Annotated in this window: 24 protein-coding genes, 2 tRNA genes and 2 pseudogenes; 18 read left to right on the top strand and 10 right to left on the bottom strand. The window is 55.3% G+C overall.

Features of this window, described 5'->3' with window-relative positions; all coding sequences use genetic code 11:
- Positions 1 to 281 precede the first annotated feature (281 nt).
- Positions 282 to 866 (top strand): annotated as a pseudogene (locus tag AC0CW1_RS04120) (reverse transcriptase domain-containing protein); the annotation flags it as partial.
- Between the two features lie 256 nt (positions 867 to 1122).
- On the opposite strand, the gene AC0CW1_RS04115 reads toward AC0CW1_RS04120, so the two are convergent.
- Positions 1123 to 1950, bottom strand: coding sequence for an IS3 family transposase (locus AC0CW1_RS04115; RefSeq protein WP_488181796.1), 828 nt, complete (start codon positions 1948 to 1950; stop codon positions 1123 to 1125).
- Positions 1951 to 2041: 91 nt separating this feature from the next.
- Here AC0CW1_RS04115 and AC0CW1_RS04110 point away from each other — a divergent pair, with 91 nt between their 5' ends.
- From AC0CW1_RS04110 to AC0CW1_RS04100, 3 genes are all read left to right on the top strand, one after another.
- On the top strand, positions 2042 to 2389 hold the full coding sequence (locus tag AC0CW1_RS04110; RefSeq protein ID WP_488181795.1) for a hypothetical protein: 348 nt from the start codon (positions 2042 to 2044) through the stop codon (positions 2387 to 2389).
- A gap of 250 nt (positions 2390 to 2639) precedes the next feature.
- Entirely contained in the window at positions 2640 to 2897 is a 258-nt protein-coding gene (locus AC0CW1_RS04105; RefSeq protein WP_488181794.1) for an ATP-binding protein, read from the top strand.
- A 1541-nt stretch (positions 2898 to 4438) separates the two neighbouring features.
- A complete protein-coding gene (locus AC0CW1_RS04100) occupies positions 4439 to 4939 on the top strand; it encodes a hypothetical protein (protein WP_488181793.1) in 501 nt (166 codons plus the stop codon).
- Positions 4940 to 5462: 523 nt separating this feature from the next.
- Here the strand turns inward: AC0CW1_RS04100 and AC0CW1_RS04095 are convergent.
- The gene (locus AC0CW1_RS04095; protein ID WP_488181792.1) at positions 5463 to 6260 is read right to left on the bottom strand and encodes an ExeA family protein; all 798 of its coding nucleotides are present in this window, start codon (positions 6258 to 6260) and stop codon (positions 5463 to 5465) included.
- On the bottom strand, positions 6253 to 7368 hold the full coding sequence (locus AC0CW1_RS04090) for a transposase (protein ID WP_488181791.1): 1116 nt from the start codon (positions 7366 to 7368) through the stop codon (positions 6253 to 6255). Before AC0CW1_RS04090 ends, AC0CW1_RS04095 begins: the two co-directional genes overlap by 8 nt.
- 26 nt (positions 7369 to 7394) lie before the next feature.
- On the opposite strand from AC0CW1_RS04090, the pseudogene AC0CW1_RS04085 reads away from it, so the two are divergent.
- Positions 7395 to 7961, top strand: a pseudogene (locus tag AC0CW1_RS04085) (IS3 family transposase); the annotation flags it as partial.
- Positions 7962 to 8393: 432 nt separating this feature from the next.
- Positions 8394 to 8858, top strand: coding sequence for an aminoacyl-tRNA deacylase (locus AC0CW1_RS04080; protein ID WP_488181790.1), 465 nt, complete (start codon positions 8394 to 8396; stop codon positions 8856 to 8858).
- 361 nt (positions 8859 to 9219) lie between these two features.
- On the opposite strand, the gene AC0CW1_RS04075 is transcribed toward AC0CW1_RS04080, so the two are convergent.
- Positions 9220 to 9295 (bottom strand) — tRNA-Thr (locus AC0CW1_RS04075).
- A 236-nt stretch (positions 9296 to 9531) separates the two neighbouring features.
- Between AC0CW1_RS04075 and AC0CW1_RS04070 the strand changes: the two genes are divergently transcribed.
- Both AC0CW1_RS04070 and AC0CW1_RS04065 read left to right on the top strand, forming a co-directional pair.
- The gene (locus tag AC0CW1_RS04070; protein WP_488181789.1) at positions 9532 to 9831 is read left to right on the top strand and encodes a zinc-ribbon domain containing protein; all 300 of its coding nucleotides are present in this window, start codon (positions 9532 to 9534) and stop codon (positions 9829 to 9831) included.
- A 162-nt stretch (positions 9832 to 9993) separates the two neighbouring features.
- Entirely contained in the window at positions 9994 to 10626 is a 633-nt protein-coding gene (locus tag AC0CW1_RS04065) for a phospholipase D-like domain-containing protein (protein WP_488181788.1), read from the top strand.
- A 57-nt stretch (positions 10627 to 10683) separates the two neighbouring features.
- Here the strand turns inward: AC0CW1_RS04065 and AC0CW1_RS04060 are convergent, their stop codons facing one another.
- The 3 genes from AC0CW1_RS04060 to AC0CW1_RS04050 all read right to left on the bottom strand — a co-directional run bounded on the left by AC0CW1_RS04060 (position 10684) and on the right by AC0CW1_RS04050 (position 12412).
- Positions 10684 to 11073: an ATP-binding protein gene (locus AC0CW1_RS04060; RefSeq protein WP_488181787.1), complete on the bottom strand. Its 390-nt coding sequence runs from the start codon at positions 11071 to 11073 to the stop codon at positions 10684 to 10686.
- A gap of 30 nt (positions 11074 to 11103) precedes the next feature.
- A complete protein-coding gene (locus AC0CW1_RS04055; protein WP_488181786.1) occupies positions 11104 to 11868 on the bottom strand; it encodes a hypothetical protein in 765 nt (254 codons plus the stop codon).
- A gap of 175 nt (positions 11869 to 12043) precedes the next feature.
- On the bottom strand, positions 12044 to 12412 hold the full coding sequence (locus AC0CW1_RS04050; RefSeq protein WP_488181785.1) for a hypothetical protein: 369 nt from the start codon (positions 12410 to 12412) through the stop codon (positions 12044 to 12046).
- Positions 12413 to 12585: 173 nt separating this feature from the next.
- On the opposite strand from AC0CW1_RS04050, the gene AC0CW1_RS04045 reads away from it, so the two are divergent.
- Complete coding sequence (locus AC0CW1_RS04045; protein ID WP_488181784.1) at positions 12586 to 13647, top strand: branched-chain amino acid aminotransferase; 1062 nt, start codon at positions 12586 to 12588, stop codon at positions 13645 to 13647.
- A 57-nt stretch (positions 13648 to 13704) separates the two neighbouring features.
- Here the strand turns inward: AC0CW1_RS04045 and AC0CW1_RS04040 are convergent, their stop codons facing one another.
- The gene (locus AC0CW1_RS04040) at positions 13705 to 13890 is read right to left on the bottom strand and encodes a hypothetical protein (protein WP_488181783.1); all 186 of its coding nucleotides are present in this window, start codon (positions 13888 to 13890) and stop codon (positions 13705 to 13707) included.
- A gap of 319 nt (positions 13891 to 14209) precedes the next feature.
- Positions 14210 to 15163, bottom strand: coding sequence for a serine hydrolase (locus tag AC0CW1_RS04035; protein ID WP_488181782.1), 954 nt, complete (start codon positions 15161 to 15163; stop codon positions 14210 to 14212).
- A gap of 103 nt (positions 15164 to 15266) precedes the next feature.
- Here AC0CW1_RS04035 and AC0CW1_RS04030 point away from each other — a divergent pair, with 103 nt between their 5' ends.
- The 3 genes from AC0CW1_RS04030 to AC0CW1_RS04020 all read left to right on the top strand — a co-directional run bounded on the left by AC0CW1_RS04030 (position 15267) and on the right by AC0CW1_RS04020 (position 16702).
- Positions 15267 to 16280 (top strand): L,D-transpeptidase family protein, encoded by a 1014-nt coding sequence (locus tag AC0CW1_RS04030; protein WP_488181781.1) that lies wholly within the window; start codon positions 15267 to 15269, stop codon positions 16278 to 16280.
- A 70-nt stretch (positions 16281 to 16350) separates the two neighbouring features.
- Positions 16351 to 16437: transfer RNA gene (locus tag AC0CW1_RS04025), tRNA-Leu, on the top strand.
- A 115-nt stretch (positions 16438 to 16552) separates the two neighbouring features.
- Positions 16553 to 16702: a hypothetical protein gene (locus tag AC0CW1_RS04020; protein ID WP_488181780.1), complete on the top strand. Its 150-nt coding sequence runs from the start codon at positions 16553 to 16555 to the stop codon at positions 16700 to 16702.
- Positions 16703 to 16884: 182 nt separating this feature from the next.
- On the opposite strand, the gene AC0CW1_RS04015 is transcribed toward AC0CW1_RS04020, so the two are convergent.
- Positions 16885 to 17808: a hypothetical protein gene (locus tag AC0CW1_RS04015; RefSeq protein ID WP_488181779.1), complete on the bottom strand. Its 924-nt coding sequence runs from the start codon at positions 17806 to 17808 to the stop codon at positions 16885 to 16887.
- 120 nt (positions 17809 to 17928) lie between these two features.
- On the opposite strand from AC0CW1_RS04015, the gene AC0CW1_RS04010 reads away from it, so the two are divergent.
- The 6 genes from AC0CW1_RS04010 to AC0CW1_RS03985 all read left to right on the top strand — a co-directional run bounded on the left by AC0CW1_RS04010 (position 17929) and on the right by AC0CW1_RS03985 (position 24331).
- On the top strand, positions 17929 to 18777 hold the full coding sequence (locus AC0CW1_RS04010) for a DegV family protein (RefSeq protein WP_488181778.1): 849 nt from the start codon (positions 17929 to 17931) through the stop codon (positions 18775 to 18777).
- Between the two features lie 20 nt (positions 18778 to 18797).
- Entirely contained in the window at positions 18798 to 19190 is a 393-nt protein-coding gene (locus AC0CW1_RS04005) for a phasin family protein (protein WP_488181777.1), read from the top strand.
- A gap of 81 nt (positions 19191 to 19271) precedes the next feature.
- Positions 19272 to 19505, top strand: coding sequence for an FmdB family zinc ribbon protein (locus tag AC0CW1_RS04000; RefSeq protein WP_488181776.1), 234 nt, complete (start codon positions 19272 to 19274; stop codon positions 19503 to 19505).
- Positions 19506 to 19670: 165 nt separating this feature from the next.
- Positions 19671 to 20891 carry an alkaline phosphatase family protein gene (locus AC0CW1_RS03995; RefSeq protein WP_488181775.1) on the top strand — a complete coding sequence of 407 codons (1221 nt, stop codon included), beginning with the start codon at positions 19671 to 19673 and terminating at the stop codon, positions 20889 to 20891.
- A 240-nt stretch (positions 20892 to 21131) separates the two neighbouring features.
- Positions 21132 to 21839, top strand: a complete 708-nt coding sequence (locus tag AC0CW1_RS03990) for a hypothetical protein (RefSeq protein ID WP_488181774.1) — start codon at positions 21132 to 21134, stop codon at positions 21837 to 21839.
- 5 nt (positions 21840 to 21844) lie between these two features.
- Entirely contained in the window at positions 21845 to 24331 is a 2487-nt protein-coding gene (locus tag AC0CW1_RS03985; protein ID WP_488181773.1) for a homocysteine S-methyltransferase family protein, read from the top strand.
- Positions 24332 to 24343 lie beyond the last annotated feature (12 nt).

Raw genomic sequence — 24343 nt, 5'->3', positions numbered from 1 at the left:
GGGGGACCAAGTAACTTGGGAAACCACGCCGAAAGGCGTGGCTGAACCGGCAGGAGTCAGCAGAGGTCATAGTAGGCTGGCCCGACATCCGGCCAGATGAAGGACCGAACATGATGGAAGGGGAAGCGACGATGCGTTCGCGTGACGCGCAGAGACAGCCGAATATCCCGAAAGGGAACTGCCAACGGGAGGAAGCGGTGAATCCGCAGGGGACCGGCGGAGTGCCGAGCGCGTTACCGGCACAAGAAGCGAAGCAACCCCGCGAAGAGACGTATGACCTGATGGAGAAAGTCGTCGAACGAGGGAACATGACGGAAGCGTATAAGCGAACAAAGGCGCAGCCGGAGTCGACGGTATGGGGCTAGAATCCCTGCGCCCGTACCTAAAAGAGGAATGGCCGCGCATTAAATAGGAATTGTTGGAGGGGACCTATCGACCGCAATCGGTCCGGCGGGTTGAAATTCCCAAACCCCAAGGCGGAACACGGAAGCTAAGCATTCCCACTGTCGTCGATCGACTGATCCAACAGGCCTTGAACCAGATTCTGAATCTTCGACCCTGACTTTTCCACGAACAGCTACGGATTTCGTCCGGGAAAGAGTGCGCACCAAGCGGTAAAGAAAGCGAAGGAATACATCGCCGACGGCTACCGATGGGTGGTTGACATGGACTTGGCCCAGTTCTTTGATCGCGTCAATCACGACATCCTCATGGCGCGCGTAGCGCGCAAGGTGAAGGACAAACGAGTTTTGAAGCTGATCCGCGAATACCTCAAGGCCGGGGTCATGCTCAACGGGATTCGTGTGAAGAGCGAGGAAGGAACACCCCAGGGAGGTCCACTCAGCCCTTTGCTGGCGAACATCATCGGTTCAAACCCCTGATTCTAGAGCTTAGACCCCTTATTCGCTGTTTTTCGTAGAGTCTCACAAAATTAGAGATTGCGCTGTTTTCGGGGCCGCCGTCACCGCCTCTCGCAGGGTCCTATACAGACCGACGTCTATCAAGGGCAAGGGCTTCGCCACGCCTTCGGCGTCCCTCGACAGACGTCGGCCTGTATAGGGAACGTCGGTCGACGTCGGGCTTTGCGCTTTGACCTGCCTGGTCCACGGTGCGGTACCCATACTACAGTGTGACAACAAAGGCGGGTACGTTCCCTTCCGCCAGCTGACGACAAAACTCCGCAGGAGACATATCGTAGAGGCTGCCGTGGATTCGCCTCTGGTTGTAAAAGTCAATGTATTCTCCGACAACCTGGTAGGCGTCTTGGTAGGATTCAAAGGCATGCTTGATGTAGCACTCGCGTTCCAGGTTTGCATGAAACGATTCAATATGGGCGTTCTTGTTCGGCGTCTTCGGGGGAATCCGTTCGTGTTCCACCTGGTATTGTTCGCACGTTTCTTCAAACACACGGCTGATAAACTGCGGTCCATTATCGGTTCGCACAATTGGCTTCATTTCTTTTTCAAAGCTGTTTCGTTTCCACAACGCCCGTTTCAGCGTATTGGCGGCGTCAGCACCTTCACAATTTAATCCAATGTGGTAGTCTACGATAGAGCGATCATAGACGTCGATGAGCGACATGAGATAGAAGAAACGATCTTCACCGGGGATGTAGCCGTATTTGATGTCCATCTCCCAGAGTTCATTGGAGGCGGTAATGGTTCGGTTGCGCGCCAGCCGGCGAGGATGCTTGGCCTTGATCTGACGTTGTGGCGATAGGATGTACAACTCCTTGCATAGCCGATAGGTTTTTTTATGATTGATGATCAACTGATGCTGTTTATGAAGGCAGATTCCCAGCTTTCGATATCCGTAGACGCTTTCTAAAAGGGATGAATTTTGGCCATTAAAAATGGACGAAAAACGGTCACTCGCCTTGGATGTCTGGTACAATTTGCGGGTCGTCAGAACGGGTACCACCAGCGATTCACGCCTGAGAAAGCCATGCAATAGCAGGCCACCTGATCGCGGTAGAAGAAGACGGCACGCATATCATCCAGCATTGCAAGGTGGCCGTCGAAATCCATTGACGGGGTGGAAAATGTACGCACAGATTCATCACCAAAAAGATCAGGGACTGAAGCCTTCCCAGGTGGCCCGTTTCCTCGCCGTAAATATCAAGACCGTGCGAAAGTACTGGCGAATGACCCCCGATGAATTCACAAGTTGTCGGTCAGCGGCCACGACGCGCAAAAACAAGCACGATCCCTACACCGACATCCTCATTCATTGGTTAACGGAACACCCCGATCTCAGCGCAGCACAGATTCACGACCGGCTGAAACAACATTACGCCGAGTACCGGGAAAGCGAACGGACATTGCGTCGGTTTTTGAGCAAACTGCGGCAAAAGCACGGTCTGCCGAAACCGCGCCATCATGAGCGCTAATACCAGGCCGTCGTGGACCCGCCCATGGGCCAGCAAGTCCAAGTCGATTTCGGCTTCGCCTGGGCCATCACAGAGAACGGTCGGAAAATCCGTGTCTACGGTTTTGGCGCCATCCTGTCCCATTCCCGCTACCGATACCTGGAATGGCGAGCGACGCCCTTTACCACCGCCATCCTTTGCGAGACCTTCGAGCGTTGCTGGGAATACTTCGGCGGCTTACCGAAAGAAGTGGTGATCAAAAGCCGATCTGGTGATCATCGACGAACTTGGATTTCTGCCGATCACACGCACGGAAGCCAATCAGTTTTTCCAACTGGTCAATGACTTATATCAGCGGACATCGGTCATCATCACGTCCAACAAGAGCTTCGAAGAGTGGCCTGACGTCTTTGGCGACAGTGTGATCACCACCGCTATTCTGGACCGACTCGTCCACCACAGTGAACTTTTCTCCTTGTCCGGGGACAGCTACCGGATGACCCATCGCAAGACCTTTTTGACGGCATGATCCCCTGATGGTTCCTAGATTCCCCGAGGCGGGTCTCTATGCTACCTGTCCATGCCAAGGAATCGTCAGGTTGACCGGGGAACCGGCTTGCCGGCGCGCAGCGGCCTTGACCGGCAGGGTAAAATGAAAACCCGACGGGAACTCAGGGTTCCTTACCTTGGACATAGCGGAGGCGATGGAACTGGATAGGCGGCAGATTCATAAGGATGCGTTGGAAGAGGTTAGGGGGTAGCAGACATTACCGATATTACAGCAAGGGAGAGCCGCCTTGGGGAAAGGGCGGTTTTTCTTGTTTTATAGCCTTATTCAAAGAAAGAAAAGTGACGAAAAATGTCGAAAAATTTTTCCAGGAAAATCTATTATCTTGTCGAAACACCAGATTGGAGGTGTACTAAAAGGTATGGACGTTTCAAACATAATTGCTGATTCTTTCAATCGCATGGCGTGGAATCTAGTAATTTGGATGCTAATTCCATCTGGAGTACTTGCAACACTCATCTCGGTATTTATTCCGAAGGAATTTAGGAAACTTGCTTCGATACCTGCGTTGGCGGGGTGTTTTTATTTTTACGTTAATTATGGATTGAAGTAGTTGGGCCGATTTAGCCATTATGACCGATATGACAGATATCATAGCAAGGGAAAGCAGCCTGGGGGAAGGGCGGAGTAGATGAGCGAGAAAAATTCGGTATCTGTTTCGCCTGAAAACTCCATGTCCGACGTAAGGCCGCTGTAATGGCCCACCTCCGATTAAACCCCCGTTTTGGTATGAATGGTATGGTAGGTTGTGGGGCGTAGGGGGATGTGGAGGGTTGGAAAAGGCATTTTCAAATGATAATCAAAGTAATTCTCAGAACCCACGCATCTTTGATCCCCCTGCCTCTCGTCATCGAGATGTGCCGCTTCGATATATCATTGATGAAATGCGCGAAGCGACGAGGTGGATATCCTTACACCTATATCGTTGGGTCTGGGAGTGGGGTTATCTACTGCTTAGCTGACAAGGGGTGAAAGGGTGGGATCGCCTATCGAAGCAAAGGTAGAAACAAGGTGTATTTTTCCATAAACGTGTGCGGGGTGAATGTGACTGTTGACTGTATAATTTAAACATTTAAAGAGGGGATTGGTATCGTTCTTTAAGCAGGTGCCCTTTTGGGGTCGCTAACTTTTTGGTGTTATTTGGATTGCGTAGGTTCTGCAAAGGGATTAAGAATCCTTTAAGCTTTTCTGGAAATTAATATAATTATATCCATTCCCCTCTGGGAATAAGCGCATCAGCATAATGAATAACAGGCAGGGCGTTGGCTATCATGGGATGCATTAGGAAATAATACTTCTTCAGCCTTAGCATAGGATCTCCTTTCACTATAACCCATGACTTTCTTATGATAAGGCCGCAGCTTTGAATCCTATCGCCCGACATATTGCTTGACATTTATACTCGTAACACTTTATAAAATGGGTTCATTATATTAAAACCTGAATCCTAAAATCTAAGTGCAGTTACATGTAAAACAATGAGATAAGGGGCATATTTATTGATGGAGCACTGGTTCATTTATATCATGGTTGGAATTTTATTTGGAGTGTTTGACTTTTTCTATCAAGAATTTACTCAAGAAATAACAACCTCATATTTAATGTGGCTTATAGTGGCTTGGGGTATTTGGTTAGTGCCAATTATACCTATTGTCTTATATGAAGCAAAAGTTTCACAATCAAAATTGAGGTCGACTCTAGCAAGTATATTAACATGGAGTACATCAGTTATTTCTTATTATTTGTTTATGGTTGTTAAATTTATTTTTATAGGACAATCAACAAGACAAGAACTATACATGGCCAACTATAAAGACCAATTTTATTGGAGTAATCTAAAAAGTGTTCTTTTAAATGATGTTTTAGGAGGTATCGTTGAGTGGATTGCAGTTGCATTGCTTGGAGGAGGTATTATTGGTTTTTTAGTTAGTTTTATTTATCTCCGTTTAAGAAAAGCTCATAATTCTAATTGGGGGTTAAAATCAGATGTTTTTAAATTCTGATTGTTACAGCTAAGGTATAACGTCCAGAAATAGATGATGTTAATTGTCCAAAACTTGACGGATTCTCTGTCAAGGCAACACATACCGGATCGATGCTGCGATCCCGCCGTCACCGCCTTTCGGAGGGTCTCATACAGACCGTCGCCTATCAAGGGCAAGGGCTGCGCCCCGCCTTCGGCGTCCCTTGACAGACACCAGTCTGTATGGAGGAAGATCTATTAGGCGGTTGACGTTGGGGTGTGCGATTCGGGCCACGTTCGCGAGAACACCAGGGCAGGAAAAAAGGGAGAATCAGTTCAATTCTCCCTGGACAACCAGCTTTACCATATGATTGTAGCGGCTCACCCTCATTGACGGAAAAGTGTTTACTGTCAATGGCGGTGAGCCTTCGCATTTGAAGTACCGTCAGTGGCGGTTCATTCTTGGGGTAGAACAACCGCCACTGACGGTAGCCATTCATGGGTTCATCATTTTGCCTGGCGGCATTTCATTTTTTATTGCTCACTGCCCACGGTCGTGTCACCTACAGCAAAGCGTCTTCCAGCCCTTTTGTGACCGCATGTTGATCGATGGTTGACTGATCGGCTTCCATGGCGGCAATCAAGGCGTAGCGACAAACGTTGTTTACCCTGCGCGGGATGCCCTTGGCGTATTGCGCAACCGCGCGGATGGCTTCATCCGTAAAAATCTGCCGGTCTAGGCCGGCTAATTTCAGATGGTGTAACGCATAAGGCTCCACTTCATCATCGGCAAGGGACGGCAACTGGTAAAACACCGAAATCCGCTGGCGGATGCATTCGAGGACCTGTAATTGAAGCGTCTCGCGCAGATGAGGGTGACCGAGGAGGATAATCGCCAAGAGAGAATAGGAATCGACCTGGTAGTTGAGGGCAAAGCGCAGTTCCGAGAGCATGGGAACGTCCAACTCATGGGCTTCATCAATCACGATCACGGTCTTGACGCCCTTTTGGCTCCATTCCAACATCGCTTGGGCAAGGAGGCGCTTATTCTCGGCCATCCCTCGTTTCGGGGTCACGTTGACTTGATGGAGGACGAGCTTGTAAAACTCTTTGGGGGTGAGCCCCGAATGAGCCAGGTAAAGAAAGCGGTACCGCGAGGCATCGAGCGTGTGCATCGCCGAACGAAGGGTCGTCGACTTGCCGGCCCCGACATGGCCCGTAATGACGGCCAAGGCGCCCGACTCGACACCGTTGTTCAGTCGAGCCAACAACTCCCGGTGACCGCGGGAGACAAAGAGCTTGTCCGTCGGCAATGTCCGGGTGAACGGTTCGCCTGTGAAGGGATAGATGGAATTAGCCATGGGCTTTGCCCTCGAAGGCTTTGGCAAAAGACACCCCGCCGGCCTTTTCCCGGGTTTGCTTGGCATGGGCCTCGACAATCGCCTTCATGGCGCCATCGAGGGCGTCGGCAGCGCGATGCTGCCGCTCTTCGACCCGTCTTTCCGCAAACCGCTTCATTTGGTAGGGGTGGGCTTCGCCGCAAAAGACGCCCTCATCATAGACGAGGATGCGGCGCAAGTCATAGGGGTTGTAGCGGACTTCGACCCGTTTGCCCATCAGGGACTCGTTGACTTCGTAGAGGTTGCCGTAAATCTTCACCGTGGACAGGTTCGTGACGTGACGCTGCTCTCTCCACAAGAAGGCCTCCCGAACCGTGTCGGAATCGATGGTTTTGGAGAGGACGAGCCCGGCCTGGCGGGCTTCCTCCACGGCTTCAAGGGGATTTTTCTTCAAACTTCCATGGCGGCGGCGGTGGTATTGGCTTTCGATCCAGGACAGCAGATACTGATTGACGGCCGTCAAGTCGGTCAGTTCGCCCTTGTCCAAGGCATGCTGCAACAGGGGGGCGAACTTTTCCGCCACCGTTCGAAACCAGCGTTCCACCCGTCCACGCCCCTGGGGTTGGTGCGGCTTGGAGTGGTGCAGACGAAAGCCCAGTTCCGCCGCAATGCGCCGCAGAGGCTTGGAATGAAAAATCTTTGCATTGTCGACATAGTATCGCTCCGGGACGCCCTGTTTGAGAATGGCTTTGAGCAGGGCGTCTTCCAGACAAGGCAGGTTTTCGTTGAAATAAAACTCGGCATGGACGATATAGCGAGTGTGGCTGTCGAGGGTCGCCACCAACCGGAGGCGCCGTTTTTTCCCTTGGGCGGAATCGTGCATCAACGGCCCGTCCCAGACGTCGCAAATCCACAACTGGTGCATGCCATCGACACTCAACAGGTGGTAGCGTTTGCGGACCACCCGTCGGAGCGATGGGCGATCCTTGGCCAACTGGCGAAAGTGACGGTTGAGCGTGCTCACACACATCTTTTCAGCATCGGGAATCCCTCGGGTTTGCAGCAAGGCAATGATGCTGTCGGCAGAAAGCTCCGGTTGTTGCAGGCGCAGCGCCACCGCTTCGTCCAAGGCCTGCGAACCGAACGCTTTGAGCGGAGTTTAAGGCAACAACCAATTCTAAACACCGATTTCCTGTTGCAGACAATTTTCTGAATCAAAAGTTTCAATTTGCTCATACCAACGAAGCATGGGTTGCGGATATTACGTATGTTCCAACGGACGAAGGATGGTTATATCTTGCAGCAATCGAAGATTTATGTCACAGAAAAGTGATTGGGTGGGCTATGGATAGTAGCATGACGAGTGACTTGGTGATTCAGGCGCTTGAGCAGGCAGTGTTACGAACATCACCACCTACTGGTATGATTCACCATTCGGACCGTGGAAGTCAATACGCTAGTTATGCCTATCAAGAGAAGCTGAAGGAACACGGATTTCGCGTCAGTATGAGCCGTAAGGGGAATTGCTATGACAACGCATGTATAGAATCATTTTTTAATAATCTGAAGTGTGAATTGGTATATTTAACCCGTTTTAGAACGAGAACCGAAGCGAAACAAGCAATTTTCGAATATATCGAACTATTCTATAACCGTGTACGTTTGCACTCAAGCTTGAATTACATGTCGCCTGAAGAATTTGCTCATCAAATGAAGGGGGCTGCTTTGAATAGGAGAATTAGGAATCCCTTTCTCCACTATAACCGGATGCCGGAGCCTGAGCTTGTCCATTGCTCCTTCTAACGATGTGATCAATAGCCGCACTGGTAGACCTGGCCGACAACCGCTTGCGGCGCGAAGCGGCCTTGACTCGCTGTGGTAAGCTGTCGAATGGACGGGCGGATTGGGAGTATCACCGTCTACCGTCACCCTCGCCCGTCCTGATAAAAAAAGACCACAGCGAGTCAAGGCTTGGCGGCTAGGTCGCATCGAAGAGTAGGTATATCGCTAATAGTGAGTAATTCTACGAGAACCCATGATAATGTGCCTTTTCCGTGTCTATTAAACCGGGGGCAGCTCACTTTTAGTTTACCGTTCACAATAGCCACATTAGTCTACTTATGTTATAATAACCAGAAAAAAGAGGTGATATCTATGAATGTATTCGAAAAAAAGCTCAATCAATACATCGTCGAGAACAGCATTAGCTGTCAGCACCTAATTTACAAGCAGACATGTCACTCTGTAGAAGATGCTGCAAAAGCTGCCGATGCGAATATAGATGATTTCGTGAAAAACATCTGTATGATTTCTAAGGATGGCAACCTTATTGTCGCTATTGTCAAAGGAGAAGACCGAGCTAGTACTTCTAGAGTCGGAAAAACGTTAAATATTGAACCGCCTAGACCGGCAACCGCTGAAGAAATCCTTACCTACACAGGGTTTCCTTGCGGTGGTACACCTTCCTTTGGATATACAGCTCAGTATTTGATTGATCCGAAAGTTATGGAAAAGGAAATGATCTTCACTGGTGGAGGATCGGAGTACAGTTTGGTGCGAATCAAGCCTCATGATTTAGTAGAGGCAAATAATGGAGTGATTGTAAGAATCAGAAGATAGGCAAGTTTAACGCAACAAACTTCCCTAAATTGAGGGATAGAGATAACCTACATCTGCCTCTTTATCGAGGATTCAAGACTAGAGGCCATATCAGGAAAATCTTGATTAATGGATCTCGCCTTTGGACGTACGATGCGAGAATTAATGAAAAGGAATATCTATTGTCGTTTTACATCTAGAAAAGAGAATCTCAACCCTAACGAAAACGCAAAAAACCGCCGTCAGCACAAAGCTTCCGTCGATTGCGTACCAGATCATTACAACCCCATGGCTTCGCCAGAGATGCCCCTCCGTAACTACAACGGTAACTACATTTTGGTTCTCTCTTCCACCTGATGATCCTGCTGACCCGCATATGTAGTGGAGCCGGCGACAGGACTTGAACCCGCAACCTACTGATTACAAGTCAGTTGCTCTACCAGTTGAGCTACGCCGGCTCAAGCACAGCTACTATACCCAATTATGAGGCGATTGTCAATGGAAAAACCTGACAAGATGAAAGCAGGCGCAAAAATATCAAGGGGGGGAACTAGACATTCTTCTTGAATTTTACAAAAAAGAGTGTATACTGGTAACAGACCCTGATGTGGAATCGCGGGACCCTTCTCGAATGCCGCTGGCAGGGAGGTCGGTCGGATATCCCTACAGGGCAATAATCGTAGGAGGGTTCTCCATGTATCAAGACAAGGTCCTAACCTGTAAGGAGTGCGGCGCTGAGTTTATCTTCTCCGCTTCCGAACAAGCCTTCTTTGCCGAGAAGGGTTTTACCAACCAACCCGGTCGCTGCCACGCCTGCCGCGCCGCCCGCAAAGCGACCAACAGCGGCTACCAGGGAAGCGTCCACCGCGCTGAACGGGAGATGTATCCGGTCGTCTGCTCCACTTGCGGCAAGGAGACGACGGTCCCCTTCAAGCCTCGCCTCGACAAACCGGTCTACTGCCGCGACTGCTTCCAACCGCGCCCCCGCTGGTAAACCCTAAAAAAACCTGATGAACGCTGCTCGCCCACTGGGCGAGCTCTTTTATTTTCGCCAGTAAAAACACTTTTTCCGAAAATTACATTTTACAAAAAAAGGAATGCGGCGAGCCTGTGCCGAATGAATGGCATAAAATGGCAATTATTCGGAGGTGTGGGCATGCCGCGGGTTACCTGGTTGTCTGCAGCGCTTGCGATGGCTTTTTTGGTTATTTCCTGCGCAGCGCCGATTGAAAAAGAGGTGGGGAGCGCAGACGGCAAAAGCGCCGGAGGCGTACAGACGGCGTCGCCTCCGGCGCCCATGCTGTCGCAAGAAACGGTGTCGCCGGTTGTCGATTGGGCCTTCACACGGGCCAGGCAGCATCCAGAAAGGCTGTTGCAAGACCTGATCCGATCGGCCGATTCAACCATTGAAGTTGCAGTCTCCCGCGTGAACAAGCCAGAAATCGTCAAAGCCCTGACGGAGGCGAAGAAGCGGGGCGTCAATACGCGCATCCTCGTTGACCGTCAGGAGATCCGGACCAAAGCAGACACAGAGGCCCTCAAGACCTTGAAACGATCCGGCATTCCTATCAAACAGAACCGGCACAAGGGGAGCATGCGCCTGAGAGCGAGCATTATCGACGGCGCTATCGTCGCTTCAGGGTTTGATTACACCGAGAGCGCCGTGACCGTCGATGACTCCGCGCTGCTGGTGGTGCGGGATCCGATTATGGCGCAGGCCTGGAAGCGGCAATTTAATGAGATGTGGGATGACCAGGACAACTATGAAGAGGCGAAACTCACTTTATAAGCAGACTCTCGTCCTATTTTGGGCCTCGTCTTTTTGTAGCTTCCCGCCTTCGCCGACTTACGCTTTTTCCTTTTCCCGGGCGATACGCAGCATCTGCTCTTTTTTGTCTTTCGGCGGGATGAAAAGCTCCTCTCGACGAACGAGCGAGATGGCGCCGCGCCGGCATCCTTTCACACAAGCGCCGCAGCCGATGCAGCGCTCCGTCTGCACGAAAGCGACTTTCCCGGCGCCCCGAGGCCCCACACCGGAAGCGGCCAAGCCAGTCACTGCGCGAGAGGCGGCGCAGGAAGCGTCTCCACCGGCAGAAAGGTCGATGAGGGAGAGGGCATGCACATGGCAGCGCTTCAGGCAGGCGCCGCAGCCGGTGCACCGGTGTTCGTCGATGGCTGGGAGGAAGTTGCTCGGATGGACCGCGACGATGTTATGTTCGTTGATCGTGCGCAACACGCCGCAGCAGCAGCCGCAACAGTGGCAGAGTTAGGCCGGGTTTTTCTGCACATTGTCGGCGAGGTGGACGAGGCCGAGCGCCTCCGTGTGGTCGAGGATGCGCAGCATCTCGTCCGTGCCGGCCGGGCGGGCGAAGCCGCGCCGGATGAGCCATTCCGCCGCCGCGCCCAGGGACATGCAGACGTCGTCGACGGGGGCGTCACAAGCGACGCCCCGGTGGGCCGCCTGGTGACGGCAGTAGCACATGGATAAGCCACCGCCGCCGGCGTCGCGGATCATGACCGATGCCTTCTCATAATTGAGGACCTCTGTCTCCACCTCTTCGGGCATGGTGCTCTCATAGGCCCAGGTGTGAAAGAGCTTTGTGTCGGCGCCGAAAAACTCTCCGGCGACGCATTTGTCGTGGAAGTATTGCTCGAAGAGCTCCGCCAGTTCTTTCTGCGGCACTCGATCGGTGACCCGCATGAAGGTGTACTCGAAAAAGCCGATCACCAGTGGAGAGAGCACATACAAGTTCCGGCCCTTGCGGGGAAAGTCCATCACAAGCCCCTTGTCGGCCATGTTATTCAGATGGTCGACGACCTCCGGCTCAGGGATTCCCGTCAGTTCGGCCAGCCGTTCCGCTGTCGTAAAGCCTTGCGGGAACTGGCTGGCGATCTCCGCCTCCTTGTCGGCGTACATGGCCTGCAGGATCTCCATCAGCGTTTCGTTCATGGGCGCCCCGATCGGGTTTTTGTCTAACCGGCCGGCGAGCGCGCGCAGAACCTCTTCCTTCTTCATGCCCAGGTGACCCATGGGAAGCACCTCCTTCTGATAAAAAACGAAGAAACCCCCTGGCCATGCAATCGACCAAGAGATTCCTCCGTCTTGCGCCCAAGGGCAAGATCATCGTATCAAAAGAAGGGAAGGGACACAAGGGGGATTCGCCCAAAGAAACGGAAATTTAACCCAAAAGTTTCCACATCCCCCATTACTCTTCTTCCTCGGATTTGTCCCCGCCACCTTTTTTCTCATCGCTTTCGTCGGCGCTCTTTTTCTGCGTGCCGCTCTCGCCGCCGCCTTCCTCGTCGCTGCCGCTCTTTTTGCCGCCTTTCTCCTCAGAACCGCCCTCGCTGCCGCTTTCGCCGCCCTCTTCGTCGCCGCCCTTTTTCCCGCCCTCGTCTTCTTTCTCTGTTTTTTCTTCGTCCTTCTCTTCCACGTTCATGCCCTTTTTCTCGCCTTGATCCTTCTGATTCTGCTGTTGTGTCTGGTTCGTTTCAGGCGGGCGCCGTTCGGGCGTGCAACCGGCCTGAATCATGTATAAAAAGAGTAGGATAGCCGCAACGATCTTACGTGTCATCGGATCACCTCCCGGTGTCAGTTTTCCTCCCCGGCAAGTGCATCATACTTGACTATGTGAATTCCCCCTCAACACATTGACACCCTTCCCGGCGATCCTGTACCATCAACTTCAACAAACAAAAATTGGGGCTACAGAGAATCCAGTAAGAACGAAGGATGGGTGGCTATTCAATGGAACTTCAAATCCATCTCGCGCCGGAGAGAAAAGAAAAACCGGCAGCCGACAAGCTCGGTTTCGGAACGATTTTTACGGATCACATGTTTGTCATGGACTATTCGCCCGAACAGGGCTGGCACAACGCCCAGATCGCGCCGTACGGACCGCTGCTCCTCGATCCCTCGGTCATGGTCTTTCACTACGGGCAGGCAGTCTTCGAGGGCATCAAGGCATTCCGGACCAAGGACGACCGCGTCATCATCTTTCGACCGGAAAGATACATCCGTCGCATGTCCTACTCGATCCAGAAGCTCTGCATCCCCGCTTTTGACGAGGCCTTCGTTGTCAAGGCCCTCAAGACCCTCATTGACATTGAACGGGACTGGGTCTACGGCGCTGAAGGAACGGCCCTGTACATCCGTCCTTTCATCATCGCCACCGACCCTTACCTTGGCGTGCGCCCGTCCCAAACGTACAAGTTCATGATCATTCTCTCGCCAGTTGGGGCCTACTATAAGGAAGGCTTCAACCCCGTCAAGATTTACATCACCGACGAGTTCACCCGGGCCGCCAAGCATGGTCTCGGCGATGTGAAGACGCCAGCCAACTACGCTGCCAGCCTCTACGCCGGCGAAGAGGCGAAGAAAATCGGTTTCACCCAGGTGCTCTGGCTTGATCCCATTGAGAAAAAGTACATCGAAGAAGTGGGCACCATGAACGTCTTTTTCAAAATTAATGGGGAAGTGGTGACCCCTGCGCTGTCAGGTAGCATCCTATCCGGCGTGACCCGTGATTCGGTGCTGCAGATCCTGAAGTCCTGGGGGGTCCCAGTGGCCGAGCGCGCCATCTCTGTCGATGAGATCTTCTCGGCCCATGCCGAGGGACGCCTCGAAGAGGTCTTTGGCACCGGCACAGCCGCCGTGATCTCGCCGGTCGGGTTGCTTCGCCATGGCGAACGGGAGATCACCGTCAATGACGGCATGACAGGGGACCTGTCGGCGCGTCTTTTCGACGCCATCACCGGCATCCAGTACGGCAAGCTCATTGACGACTTCGGCTGGATCGCCGAAGTGTAAGCGCACGTACAATTAGAAAAGCCAGCCTACGCGGCTGGCTTTTTTTGGTGATTTGACTTACTTCGTCGTTCTTGGCATAGCGGTGGTGCCAGCGGATGTCGTGCCGGCAGGGTTCATGCCACCAGCCGTCGTAGCGGTCGTTTGCGGAGCCGTGGTGCCCAAGTTGGTCTTGGTTTTATCGGCGTTCTTGGCCATTGCTGCGTTCACCTCCCGCCGATAGTTTGTTCCGTCTACTCGAATCAATGCAATCTTTCGCCGAATCTCAATACCGCAGCCCTTTTACCGGCTACCGGCGGTGAAAAAACAGACGCTGCCGAAAAGCGCCACAATGACGATCAGGGCCACCACCAGACTGCCGTTCTCCCAGCAGGCGCCACGCGGGCGCCCATAAGCGATCATAAAAACAACCCCTTTCAACGTGAACACGCAATTTTATCCTCTATATCCTGATTTTTCTTTGAATCATCATATGCCTGTTCTCGTCCTGCGGTCCGTGAGGCAATACCGAGTTGCTTCCAGCGGAAGGATTGAACGTTCGCAGGATTGCCGAGCCAAAAGGGAGCTACCGTTTCGCGCCGCGCGGCTGGGCCTGCTGGAACTCATAAATGATCCGGGAAATGCGCGAGATGGCCGCGATGGCCTCCGTCTCGCTGGGATGGTTGCATAAAACAGCCAGCACATAGGGGCGATCGGGCAGCAGCACGATGGCCGCGTCATGGAAAAAGCCGATTTGGGAACCGATCTTATTGGCCACCTTCACATGATCGGGAATGCCGGCAGGGATGCGGTCATCGACCTTGCTGTGCAGCAGGTACTGGAACATCTCCTCCCCAAAGGCTGGATTGAGCTGACGGAAAATCCAGATCCCCTTGAGGTAAAGCGCCATGTCGCGAGCGCAGGTGATATTGCCTTTGCCGGGGCCGGCCGGCACCGTATGGGCGCCGGCGAGACGGAGGAAGAGGTAGAAGTTGGACCGTCCGACGCGGCGCATGAGCATGTTGGTGGCCGTATTGTCGCTGTCCTCGATGACATGCTTTGCCAACTGCCGGAGGGTGTACTGCCGTCCGGGCCGGTAACTCCAGAGACCGCCAGAACTGGGCGCCAGATCTCTGGCGGTCAGGGTCATCGTTTCATCCAGGTTAAGCCGGTTGTCTTGGGCCAGGGCGTAGACGAAAAGGACCAGGGGCACCTTGATGGCGCTGGCCGCCTGGAAGTTCTTGTCCGGTTCGATGGCAAACTGGCTGCCGCTCTTCAGGTCTTCCATAAACAGCGCGTAGTCGACGCCGGATTCAGCCATCTCCTTGCGTATCCTTTGGCGCAGCTTGTCATACTCCGGTCCGACAGCGCTGATCGCTTTTTGCGTCTCTTCCATTTGCAGGACGAACTGCAGATGGGCGATCTGCTGCTGCTGCCAGTAAAGCCATCCGCAGGCGAACGTCATGATCACGATCAATCCGGCAATTAACAGGTTTTTTCGCTTAACTATCGTCAATATCGTTGATATCGGCGCCCCCATCTGAGCGGCCTCCCCTTCAGATCGCCTCTCACCATCATACGACGGCTGAAAGAGGAGTATGAATGAAGGAGTAACGACAAAGCTGTCGCTAGGGGGTGCCGTTTTGTTTTTTACGATCAATCTGAGAGGTCGCCGCTGGCGGTGGATCGCCGGAGGGCTCTTGCTCCTGTTGTCGGCCCTGTTCTCAGCCCAGGCCTTCTGGATGGGCGGCGAACCTGCGGAAACCTTGTCTGAGGAAGCGACGGGGACGACCTGCGCCGACCTGGACCGTTTGCTCTACCCGGCGGCGCCGCCCTTGCAAGGCGACGATGTCGCTGAACTGCAGGAGCGGTTGAAAGACCTTGGCTACTACCAGGGAAAGATCGACGGCATCTATGACGCCAAGACGGTGAAGGCCGTCACGGAAATGCAGCGGCAAAAAGGTCAGAGGGCCGATGGCTGTGTATCGACCCCTACCTGGCTCACACTGGCCGCGCCGGCGATGACCAACCAGCCGGCGGCGCCACAAAAGCAACTCCCGGCGCCTGTAGGCGCCATCAGCCTTGTCGTCGATCTCGATAAAAACACCCTGACCATCCTGGCCGACGGCAAGGCATACAAGACATTTCCCGTGGCGACAGGAAAACAGAAGACACCCTCGCCGGTTGGCGAATGGCGAATCGTCGACAAGCAGAAACACTGGGGTGACGGCTTCGGCAGCCGTTGGATGGGTTTCAATGTCCCCTGGGGCATTTACGGGATCCATGGGACCAACAAGCCCTGGTCGGTTGGCAAGAGCGCGAGCGGCGGCTGTTTTCGCATGCATAACCGGGATGTGGAGGAACTTTTTGAATGGGTCCCCTTGCGAACCGTCGTCCGCGTCGTCGACTCACAGAAGGTCACGCTCTCGAAAAGGGCCTATAAGGCCGGGATGACGGGCCAGGAGGTCGCTCGGATCCAAGTCCGCCTGCAGGAAAAGGGCTTCTCGCCAGGCCTGGCCGACGGGCGCTTTGGGGCCGAGATGGAAAAAGCCGTCCGATCCTTCCAGCAACAACACCAGTTGGCGGAAAATGGTGTCATCGATGAACCGATGCTCCGGCTCCTTGATTTTGAGGTGGAGAAAAAAGAAGGGGCTTGACGGCTTGTCGAACCCTGGTTATAATTCGTAGTGTTCTCAATCGACAATAATGGAGAGAGGGAAACAATAGGCGGTCGTGGCGGAATTGGCAGACGCGCTAGATTCAGGTTCTAGTGGTCGCAAGGCTGTGGAGGTTCAAGTCCTCTCGACCGCACCATTTGATGGCAAAGACGGTTCTTTGAACCGTCTTTTTTGTTTTTCTCCGGGGATATTTCACCCCCTCTGTCCCAGACTAATCAGTAGATTGGGAGAGAAAGGGGGGAGGGAACTGCATGTGGGAGCGGGACAAGACACTGGTCCATGACACCGGTTTTGAGTTCGGCCATGCCGGCTGGTTTGCTTTTCATGCGGTCGCGATTCCGACCATGATGTATATCGGTTCAGTTCTGACATCCCGGAAAAAGCGGCACCGGTTTCAGTAAACATCGATCTCATTAAAAACAATGACGTTAAAAACAATGACGACCATACATCCAGCCGGGCCGGTTTCGCCCGGTTTTTTTCTAAAAAAAAATCCAGCGCATGGCGCTGGCAGGGAGAGATATATCCACCAAAAAGCGGAGCATCTCTAGTATGCCCGCCAGGCGGATGTCTAAACAGGATATCATACATAATTTGGCGATAGGGAGCCGGCTAGAGAGTGCAGGGCCGGCGCTCCCCCGAATACCCGGTTTTTCGGCGGTTGTTCCAGGTCCCCCAACGGAACGGGCGGTTTCGGGCCCAGCCAGAGGAGCAAGTCTTCCGGCGAGAGTCGAACCAGCGTTTCCATCAGAAACCGCTGGGGGTTGTCGATCCGGATCGTCCATTCGGGCAGGGCGAAGCGGACCGAACGAGGGAGGCGGATGTGAACCTCCGGTTCGCCGAGCACATCGTACCAATCGGAGAGGAGAGCAAGCCACTCGGCGGCCGTCACAGGGTCGGGAGGGAGGAGCATCACGTGGATGGCGCCGTAGTCGTGACAGGCGATAGCTGTCAGTAGTTCGCTGACGCTGGCGCCGTCGCGGCCGCGGTCCCAGAGCAGGTGGCAGGCTTGCGGGCCTAAGGGGATCATCTGCCGTTCCCCTTCCGGCGGGCCGATGGCGGACAGTTTTTTTGCCGCTTCGTCAGGGGGAAGTCCGATCAATACGGCCATGGTCCAGGCGGCGATGGCGCCCTGCAAGGCGTCGCTGCCGACAATCGGGATGCTACTCCGCCATTCCCCGGAAGAAACGGCGTCACCCAGCAAGATATGGAGCGGTCGCTGCAAAAACAAGTTAAATTGGCACCCTTCAGTGGTATAATGGATGGTAGTGGCAGACACATCCGCCACCGGCGACATGCCGCAACGATAGCGGTACCGCTGTCCGCCTGGTTCCCGGGGGGTGACGGTGATGACCGGATTCGACAGCCGGACCGGCGGTTCCTGGAAGGCGATGCGGTGTGTCGGCGCCTGAATGACGAGACGATCGGTACGCGTCTCCATGAGCACAGAGATATTCGGCGGAATCAGTTGGGTGATAAAGCCCGCTGTCCATCGATGAAGGGTCAACCCCAATCCCTCCTTAATCACCCTTCGCCATAGCTTTATGACTAATATGGCTGTTTCCACCGGAGAACTTTCCGACCACTTTTGGCGCTGGTCACATTTCTTGGGAGGAGTGTTTCCCGCTTGCCCCGCATCCGACTGGTCACAGATAGCACCGCCTACCTAACAGAAGAGGAGATCCGCCGCTGGGAAACCCATGTGTTGTCCCTACAAGTCATCACAGAAGACTGTTCTTATCCCGAAACAGAAGCAAACGGCGACGCCTTTGCCGACTATCTGCGCAAAGCGCCGAAGATTCCCACTACGTCCCAGCCGCCGCCGGCCCAATTCCTCGACCTGTACGAACGTCTCATTGCCACTGGCGATCCGGTGATCTCGCTGCACATCTCTTCCCGCCTCAGCGGAACCTGGCAGGCTGCTTCAGCCATGGTCGGCAGCCTGGAGGGCACGTCGATTCATGTAGTTGACTCCTTATCGGCGGGCATGGGGTTGAAGCTTCAGGTGGAAGCGGCCCAGGCAGCCATCGCCGCCGGCATGACGCCGGAGAAGGTGATCGAAACGATCTGTGGCGTCCGCGATCGCCACAACCTGTTTTTGATTGTCGATTCTTTGGAATATTTATATAAAGGGGGGCGCATCGGCGGCGCCCAGTCGCTCATCGGATCGCTGCTCCAGATCAAGCCGGTCCTCTGGCTTCAAGATGGCCGGATCGAGGTCTTTGAGAAGATCCGCACGCGCCGCAAAGCCTACCAGCGCATCGCCGAGTTTATCGCCGATCGTTGGCAGAAGGAAGGACCTCTCCGCATCGATGTGGGCCATGTCTACGCCCCAGAGGCGGTCAAGGAGTTCTGTCGGCAGATCACCGCTCTGATCCCGGAAGCGAAACCGACGATCAGCCCGATCGGTCCTGTCATTGCGGTTCATGTGGGGCCGGGCACTGTAGGTGTCGCTATGGCTCCATTGGAAAAATAGTAAAAAAGGAGTGCTGCCCTATGTTAGACATCGTGCGCAAAGCTTTGCTGGCTGGCCTCGGCGCCGTCACCTTGACCAAGGAACGCGCTGAAGTCATCGTCGACGAACTGGTGAAAAAGGGTGAGATGAGCAAAGAGGAAGCCAGCAAGGTCATCGAAGAGTTGCTGGAAAAGAGCAAGGAACAGCGTGAGGTTGTCTCCGATACGATCAAGAGCGAATTCGGACGCCTGCGCAATGACATCGGTTTTATCACCCGCAAGGAATTTGAGGCCCTCGAAGCGCGCATCGCCGTCATCGAGGAAAAACTGGGCATCCAAGCGAAGCAAGAGGTTGTCATCGATGCTGAACCGGCCCCAGCCGCTGAACCTGCTGCCGAAGATGCTGCAGAACGGACAGAAGGGAAGGCGGAGTAAAACTCTGCCCTCCCCTAATCACCCCAGGACCGAGAAGTAGGAACATCCATTAGAAACTAAAAGGAGAGTTTGGGAGAGACAATGCCAACCTACGATTTTGAATGCGCCCACTGCGGTCACCGCTTTTCCGAGTTGGTGGCTTATGACAAGCGGAGCGAAGTGCCTTGCCCAGAATGCGGACAAAAAGGCACCAAAGCGCTGATGACTGGCTTTTTTGTCGGCAAGTCCAGTTCACCGTCCCCCTGCGGACCAGGAGGGTGTCCCATGCCGACGCCCGGCGCCTGTTCAGGCGGGAGCTGCGGCTGCCCTTTTTAAACGCTGCGAGAACCTGATGGCACCAGGGGAGTTGGACCACGCCATCCCGGTGAAACCATGCCTGTCTGGGAGGATTTCTTCCGGACAGGCATTTTTCATTCATAGTCCCGCTGATAGGCCCATATACATGCAGCAGAATCGGGACAAGGGTTAGGGGGGAGTTCGATGAGGCCTGTCTTCCACCGGTGGCGCCGCGCTATTCTGCCGCTGTCGATGCTCCTGTTCTTTTTTTTCAGCAGCATAGCTCTGGCCGTTCCGGAAACACCACCGCCGGAAGACAAGTCCCAGCGGCCCGTAAAGCATGTCCTCGTCATCGTCATGTCGGGCGTGGGGATGGATGCGCTGCTGCACACCCACACGCCGACTTTTCACGATCTGGCCAAAGAAGCGGTGAAGGTTGAGCAGGCGGTTGCCGTCTACCCGCCAGCCAACCCGCCGGCACTGGCCTCCTTGGCCACCGGAGCGACGCCGCGCCGCCACGGCATGATCAAACCATTGCAATCGATGCAGGCGGAGACGCTCTTTCAAGTCTGGCAGGCTCAGGGACAGCAGACCATGCTGGCGGCTTCGTCGGAAGAAGACCTAAAACCCATCGCAGCTGGCTTTCGCCAAAAGGTGTTCCTTCGCGATGGCGCAGCCAAGGCGCTCACTGACCAAGCCCTTGAGCAATGGAAGGCGGACAAACCCTTCGCTACACTCGTTGTTTTTTCCGATCCGGAAAGGGCGGCGAAAAAAGAAGGCCCTTACAGCCAGGCCCACCTTCGCGCAATCAGCGAAGTGGATCAACAGGTCGCCCGCTGGGTCCGGATGCTCAAAGAGGCCGGCCTCTATGAGGACTCCCTGCTCGTCGTCACCGCTGATCATGGCCTCACGCCGCGCACCAGCGAACGCAATGAAAAGACAGTCGATAGGGAATTAGTGGTGCCCCTGCTCCTGCGCGGACCGAAGCTGAAAACTTCCGTCACGCTGCCGCCGGCAGGCACGATCGATGTGGCCCCGACCTTGGCTCAACTGACGGGAGTCCGCCGTCCGGCTCAGGCGGAAGGCGATGTCTTATGGAACGCCATGCTCCCCGGCGCTGAGGTGAACCAGGAAGGCCTCTATGACCGGCGGGTGAAAGACCTCAGCCAGCGCAACCTGGAATTGTCCCGCAGCGCCTTTCAGTTGGCCGAGGACAAGATGAACATCGACTCGCGCGTGGAGGACCTGCAGGAACAGAAACGGCAGATGCAGACCTTCACCGAAGAGAAGGAACAGATCATCGCCGGATTGGAAGAAAAGGTCTCCTGGCAGCGCTATCTGATCGGTGCCATCATCGTTCTCGCTATTTTCGGTTTTATCATCGAGTACTGGCTGTTGCGCAAGCGGTTTTTGCTCTTCAGTTAAGCCTCGCGCCGGTAAAAGGTAGGAGAGAGATGAACTGAACCCTCTTGATGAACGTCTAAATTAAGTTCGTCAGGAGGGCTTTCTCTGTTTTGTTTTTTCAATAAACAGCCGGATTCAAGAGCACAGACAAACCCTGTTAGAACTGTTTATCACAAGCGCTGTTTCTTTTTGCATATTATTGTGAAGCAAGCTATAATGGCAGTCAGAATAGAACCGAACGGAGCGCAAGGAGGGAGAGGGATGTCCCTTTACCGGTTTCCCTTGACCGCCATCGACAAGGAGGAGGCGCGCCGGTACGCCGGAATGGCAGGAACGTCCGGAGCGGAGTTTCAATTTCCCGAAGAACGGCTCCTCGCTGCCTGTCAGGAGGGGCTTCTTTATGCCGAGGGAAAGGCGGTCTGGAAAGCCTTTCCCTACAACCCGGAAGAGGGCGCTATCGGCGCAGACCCGATCATCCGCCTGGAGGGGCGGGACATCGTGGCCCATCTTGCTGGCGCTGAGTCGATCGTCATCATCGCGGCGACGATCGGCCAAGCCCTGGAACGGGCCGTGGAGGAACACTTCACCGCCGGCCGTTATGTTCAGGGAATGCTCCTCGACGCGGCAGGCACAGCGGCTGTAGAGGCTGTCGCCGATCAGGCGAATCGATACATTGAGGAAGAGGGCGCCCGCCGCGGCTACCGGGCCACCTGGCGTTTCAGCCCCGGTTATGGCGACTGGCCCTTGACTGTCCAGCCAGCCCTGCTTGCCGCAGTGGCTGCCGGCAGGCTGCCTGTGACGGTGACAGGTGGACTCATGCTCAATCCGCAAAAGTCGGTCACCGCCATCATCGGCCTGGTCCCGCGCAGGGATCGGCCCATGGATACTCCTGTGGGAACTGGCGTCGTCTGCAAGAGAGGTTGCGCGACTTGCCCAAAAAAAGACTGCCTGGCTAGAAAGGAATCGTGATACTGATGATAAAACTCTTCGACGGCGCCATGGGCACCATGCTGCAAGCGGCAGGCCTGCCGCCGGGCGCCTGCCCGGAACGGTTCAACCTGGAACACCCGGAACGGGTGACAGCCATTCACCGGCGCTACGTGGAGATGGGCGCCGAGATCATCGAAACGAACACCTTCGGCGCTACCCGGCTCAAGCTGGCTCATTACGGGTTGTCTGATCAGGTGGAGGCCATCTGCCACGCCGCCGTCCGGGCCGCCCGGGCCGCTTGCGGTCCCGATACAAAGGTCGCCGGTTCCGTAGGGTCGACGGGGAAACTGATCGCGCCGCTCGGCGAACTGCCTTTTGATGATGCGGTCGACGTCTATACGGAACAGATCAGCGCCCTTGCCACAGCCGGCGTCGACTACATCCTCATCGAGACGATCATCGATATCCAGGAGATGCGGTCCGCTTTGCTGGCGGCAAAGGCTGTCGCCAAGGTTCCTGTCATCTGCCAACTCAGCTTCGGCGCCGACGGGCGCACCGTCACCGGCACCGACCCGGCCACGGCTGCTATCCTGTTGGAAGCCATGGGTGCTGACGTCATCGGCGTCAACTGCTCCCTGGGACCGGCCCAACTGCTCCCCGTCATTGAGGCCATCGCCGGCGTCACCAACCTCCCCATCAGCGCCCAGCCCAACGCCGGCATGCCGGAACTGATCGACGGACGCACCGTCTTTCCCATGAGCCCCGAAGAGTTTGCCTCCTGGGCGCCTAAGCTGGTAGCCGCCGGCGCCACCTACATCGGCGGCTGCTGCGGCACCACGCCGGAACACATCGCCGCCGCCAAAGCCGCACTCTATGCTGCCTACCCCGGCGGCGCGGCGCCGGCGCGACCGGAAAAAGCGCCCATGACGGCGCTGACGAGCCGCAGCCGCACCGTCTATCTGGGGCCGGATTTCTCACCAGTCATCATTGGCGAGCGCATCAACCCGACAGGCCGGAAGGCCTTGGCCGCCGAGATCAAAGGTGGAAGCTGGCTGACGGTGAAACGGGACGCCGTCGAACAGGTGCGGGCCGGCGCCCAAATCCTCGATGTCAACATGGGCGTGCCCGGCATCAACCAAGCTGAGGCGATGAAGACAGCCATCACGGAACTGTCGTTGCTCGTCGATGCGCCTCTTGCCGTTGATACGACCGATGCCGCCGCCCTGGAGGCCGGCTTGCGCGCCTACCCGGGCCGCGCCCTGATCAACTCGGTCAGCGCCGAACCGGACCGCTTGCGTGAGTTTCTGCCTCTGGCCAAAAAATACGGCGCCGCCGTGCTCTGCCTGCCCATCGCGCCAGGTGGTGTTCCCCAGACAGCGGAAGAGCGGGTGGCCATCGCTCAGGAGATCGTCGACGCCGCCTTAGCGGCCGGTCTCCGACGTCAGGACCTGCTGCTCGACCCCCTCGTCATGACGGTCGCCACCGATGCCAACGCCGCCCGTGAAACACTGGAGACGCTCCGCCTCTTCCGGAAGACCTTCGGCTTCCCGACGGTCATGGGCCTCAGTAATGTCTCCTTCGGGCTGCCGCGGCGCAACCTCGTCAACGCCGCCTTCTGCGCGCTGGCCCTCGATGCGGGCTTGGACGCCCCGATCATGAACCCCTTCGATGAAACCCTTTCCGATTGCTGGAACGCCGCCCTGGTGCTGCTCGGCCATGACAAGCAGGGCCAGCGATTCTGTGTCCGCTATGCCAATTCCCAGGCGGCGCAATCGGTTGCAAAGAGCGCTGCCGCCAGCAGGACCGGGTCTGCCGGAGCAAACACGGGCACGTCTACGGACGGAGCTTCACCGTCTGCGCCATCAAATGGCATAGGCAACACTTCAGCAGGCGGCGATGTGCTCGCCCGTATGCGCCAGACCGTCATCGCCGGGGAGAAGGAAAGCGTGATTCCCCTCGTCCGGGAAGCCTTGGCGGATGGATTGACAGCGATCGCCATCACCGAGGGCGGTTTGACGGCTGCCATGACCGAGATCGGCGAGGCTTATGGCAGCGGCCGCTGCTTCCTGCCTCAGGTCATGCTGGCCGCCGAGACGATGCGCGCCGCCTTCCAGACGCTGAAGGCCGAACTGCCCACCCAGGACATGGTCAGCAAAGGGCGCGTACTGCTGGCGACGGTGCGGGGCGACATTCACGACCTGGGCAAAAACATCGTGGCGGCCCTGCTGGAGAACAATGGCTTCACCGTCATCGACCTCGGCAAGGATGTGCCCGCCGAGCGGATCGTCGCCGAGGCGCGATCGCAACAAGCCGACGTGGTCGGCCTCTGCGCCTTGATGACGACGACCCTGCCCGAGATCGACCACACCATCGCCGCCCTCAAGGCGGATGGGATCGATTGTCTGACCATGGCCGGCGGCGCTGTCGTCACCGCTGAATACGCCGCAACCGCCGGGGCAGACGGCTATGCGCCTGACGCCGTTTCAGCCGTAAAGCTGACGGAAGAACTGCTGAAACGACGCAAGCGATAGGAAGAACTGCTG

The organism is Heliomicrobium sulfidophilum, from assembly GCF_057715735.1.
This window is presented reverse-complemented; position numbering and strand designations above follow the sequence as displayed.

Coding starts and splice junctions, on each gene's coding strand:
- AC0CW1_RS04110 (WP_488181795.1), top strand. CDS start 2,042: ATGTACGCACAGATTCATCACCAAAAAGATCAGGGACTGAAGCCTTCC.
- AC0CW1_RS04100 (WP_488181793.1), top strand. CDS start 4,439: ATGGAGCACTGGTTCATTTATATCATGGTTGGAATTTTATTTGGAGTG.
- AC0CW1_RS04095 (WP_488181792.1), bottom strand. CDS start 6,260: ATGGCTAATTCCATCTATCCCTTCACAGGCGAACCGTTCACCCGGACA.
- AC0CW1_RS04080 (WP_488181790.1), top strand. CDS start 8,394: ATGAATGTATTCGAAAAAAAGCTCAATCAATACATCGTCGAGAACAGC.
- AC0CW1_RS04070 (WP_488181789.1), top strand. CDS start 9,532: ATGTATCAAGACAAGGTCCTAACCTGTAAGGAGTGCGGCGCTGAGTTT.
- AC0CW1_RS04065 (WP_488181788.1), top strand. CDS start 9,994: ATGCCGCGGGTTACCTGGTTGTCTGCAGCGCTTGCGATGGCTTTTTTG.
- AC0CW1_RS04055 (WP_488181786.1), bottom strand. CDS start 11,868: ATGGGTCACCTGGGCATGAAGAAGGAAGAGGTTCTGCGCGCGCTCGCC.
- AC0CW1_RS04050 (WP_488181785.1), bottom strand. CDS start 12,412: ATGACACGTAAGATCGTTGCGGCTATCCTACTCTTTTTATACATGATT.
- AC0CW1_RS04045 (WP_488181784.1), top strand. CDS start 12,586: ATGGAACTTCAAATCCATCTCGCGCCGGAGAGAAAAGAAAAACCGGCA.
- AC0CW1_RS04035 (WP_488181782.1), bottom strand. CDS start 15,163: ATGGGGGCGCCGATATCAACGATATTGACGATAGTTAAGCGAAAAAAC.
- AC0CW1_RS04020 (WP_488181780.1), top strand. CDS start 16,553: ATGTGGGAGCGGGACAAGACACTGGTCCATGACACCGGTTTTGAGTTC.
- AC0CW1_RS04005 (WP_488181777.1), top strand. CDS start 18,798: ATGTTAGACATCGTGCGCAAAGCTTTGCTGGCTGGCCTCGGCGCCGTC.
- AC0CW1_RS04000 (WP_488181776.1), top strand. CDS start 19,272: ATGCCAACCTACGATTTTGAATGCGCCCACTGCGGTCACCGCTTTTCC.
- AC0CW1_RS03995 (WP_488181775.1), top strand. CDS start 19,671: ATGAGGCCTGTCTTCCACCGGTGGCGCCGCGCTATTCTGCCGCTGTCG.
- AC0CW1_RS03990 (WP_488181774.1), top strand. CDS start 21,132: ATGTCCCTTTACCGGTTTCCCTTGACCGCCATCGACAAGGAGGAGGCG.
- AC0CW1_RS03985 (WP_488181773.1), top strand. CDS start 21,845: ATGATAAAACTCTTCGACGGCGCCATGGGCACCATGCTGCAAGCGGCA.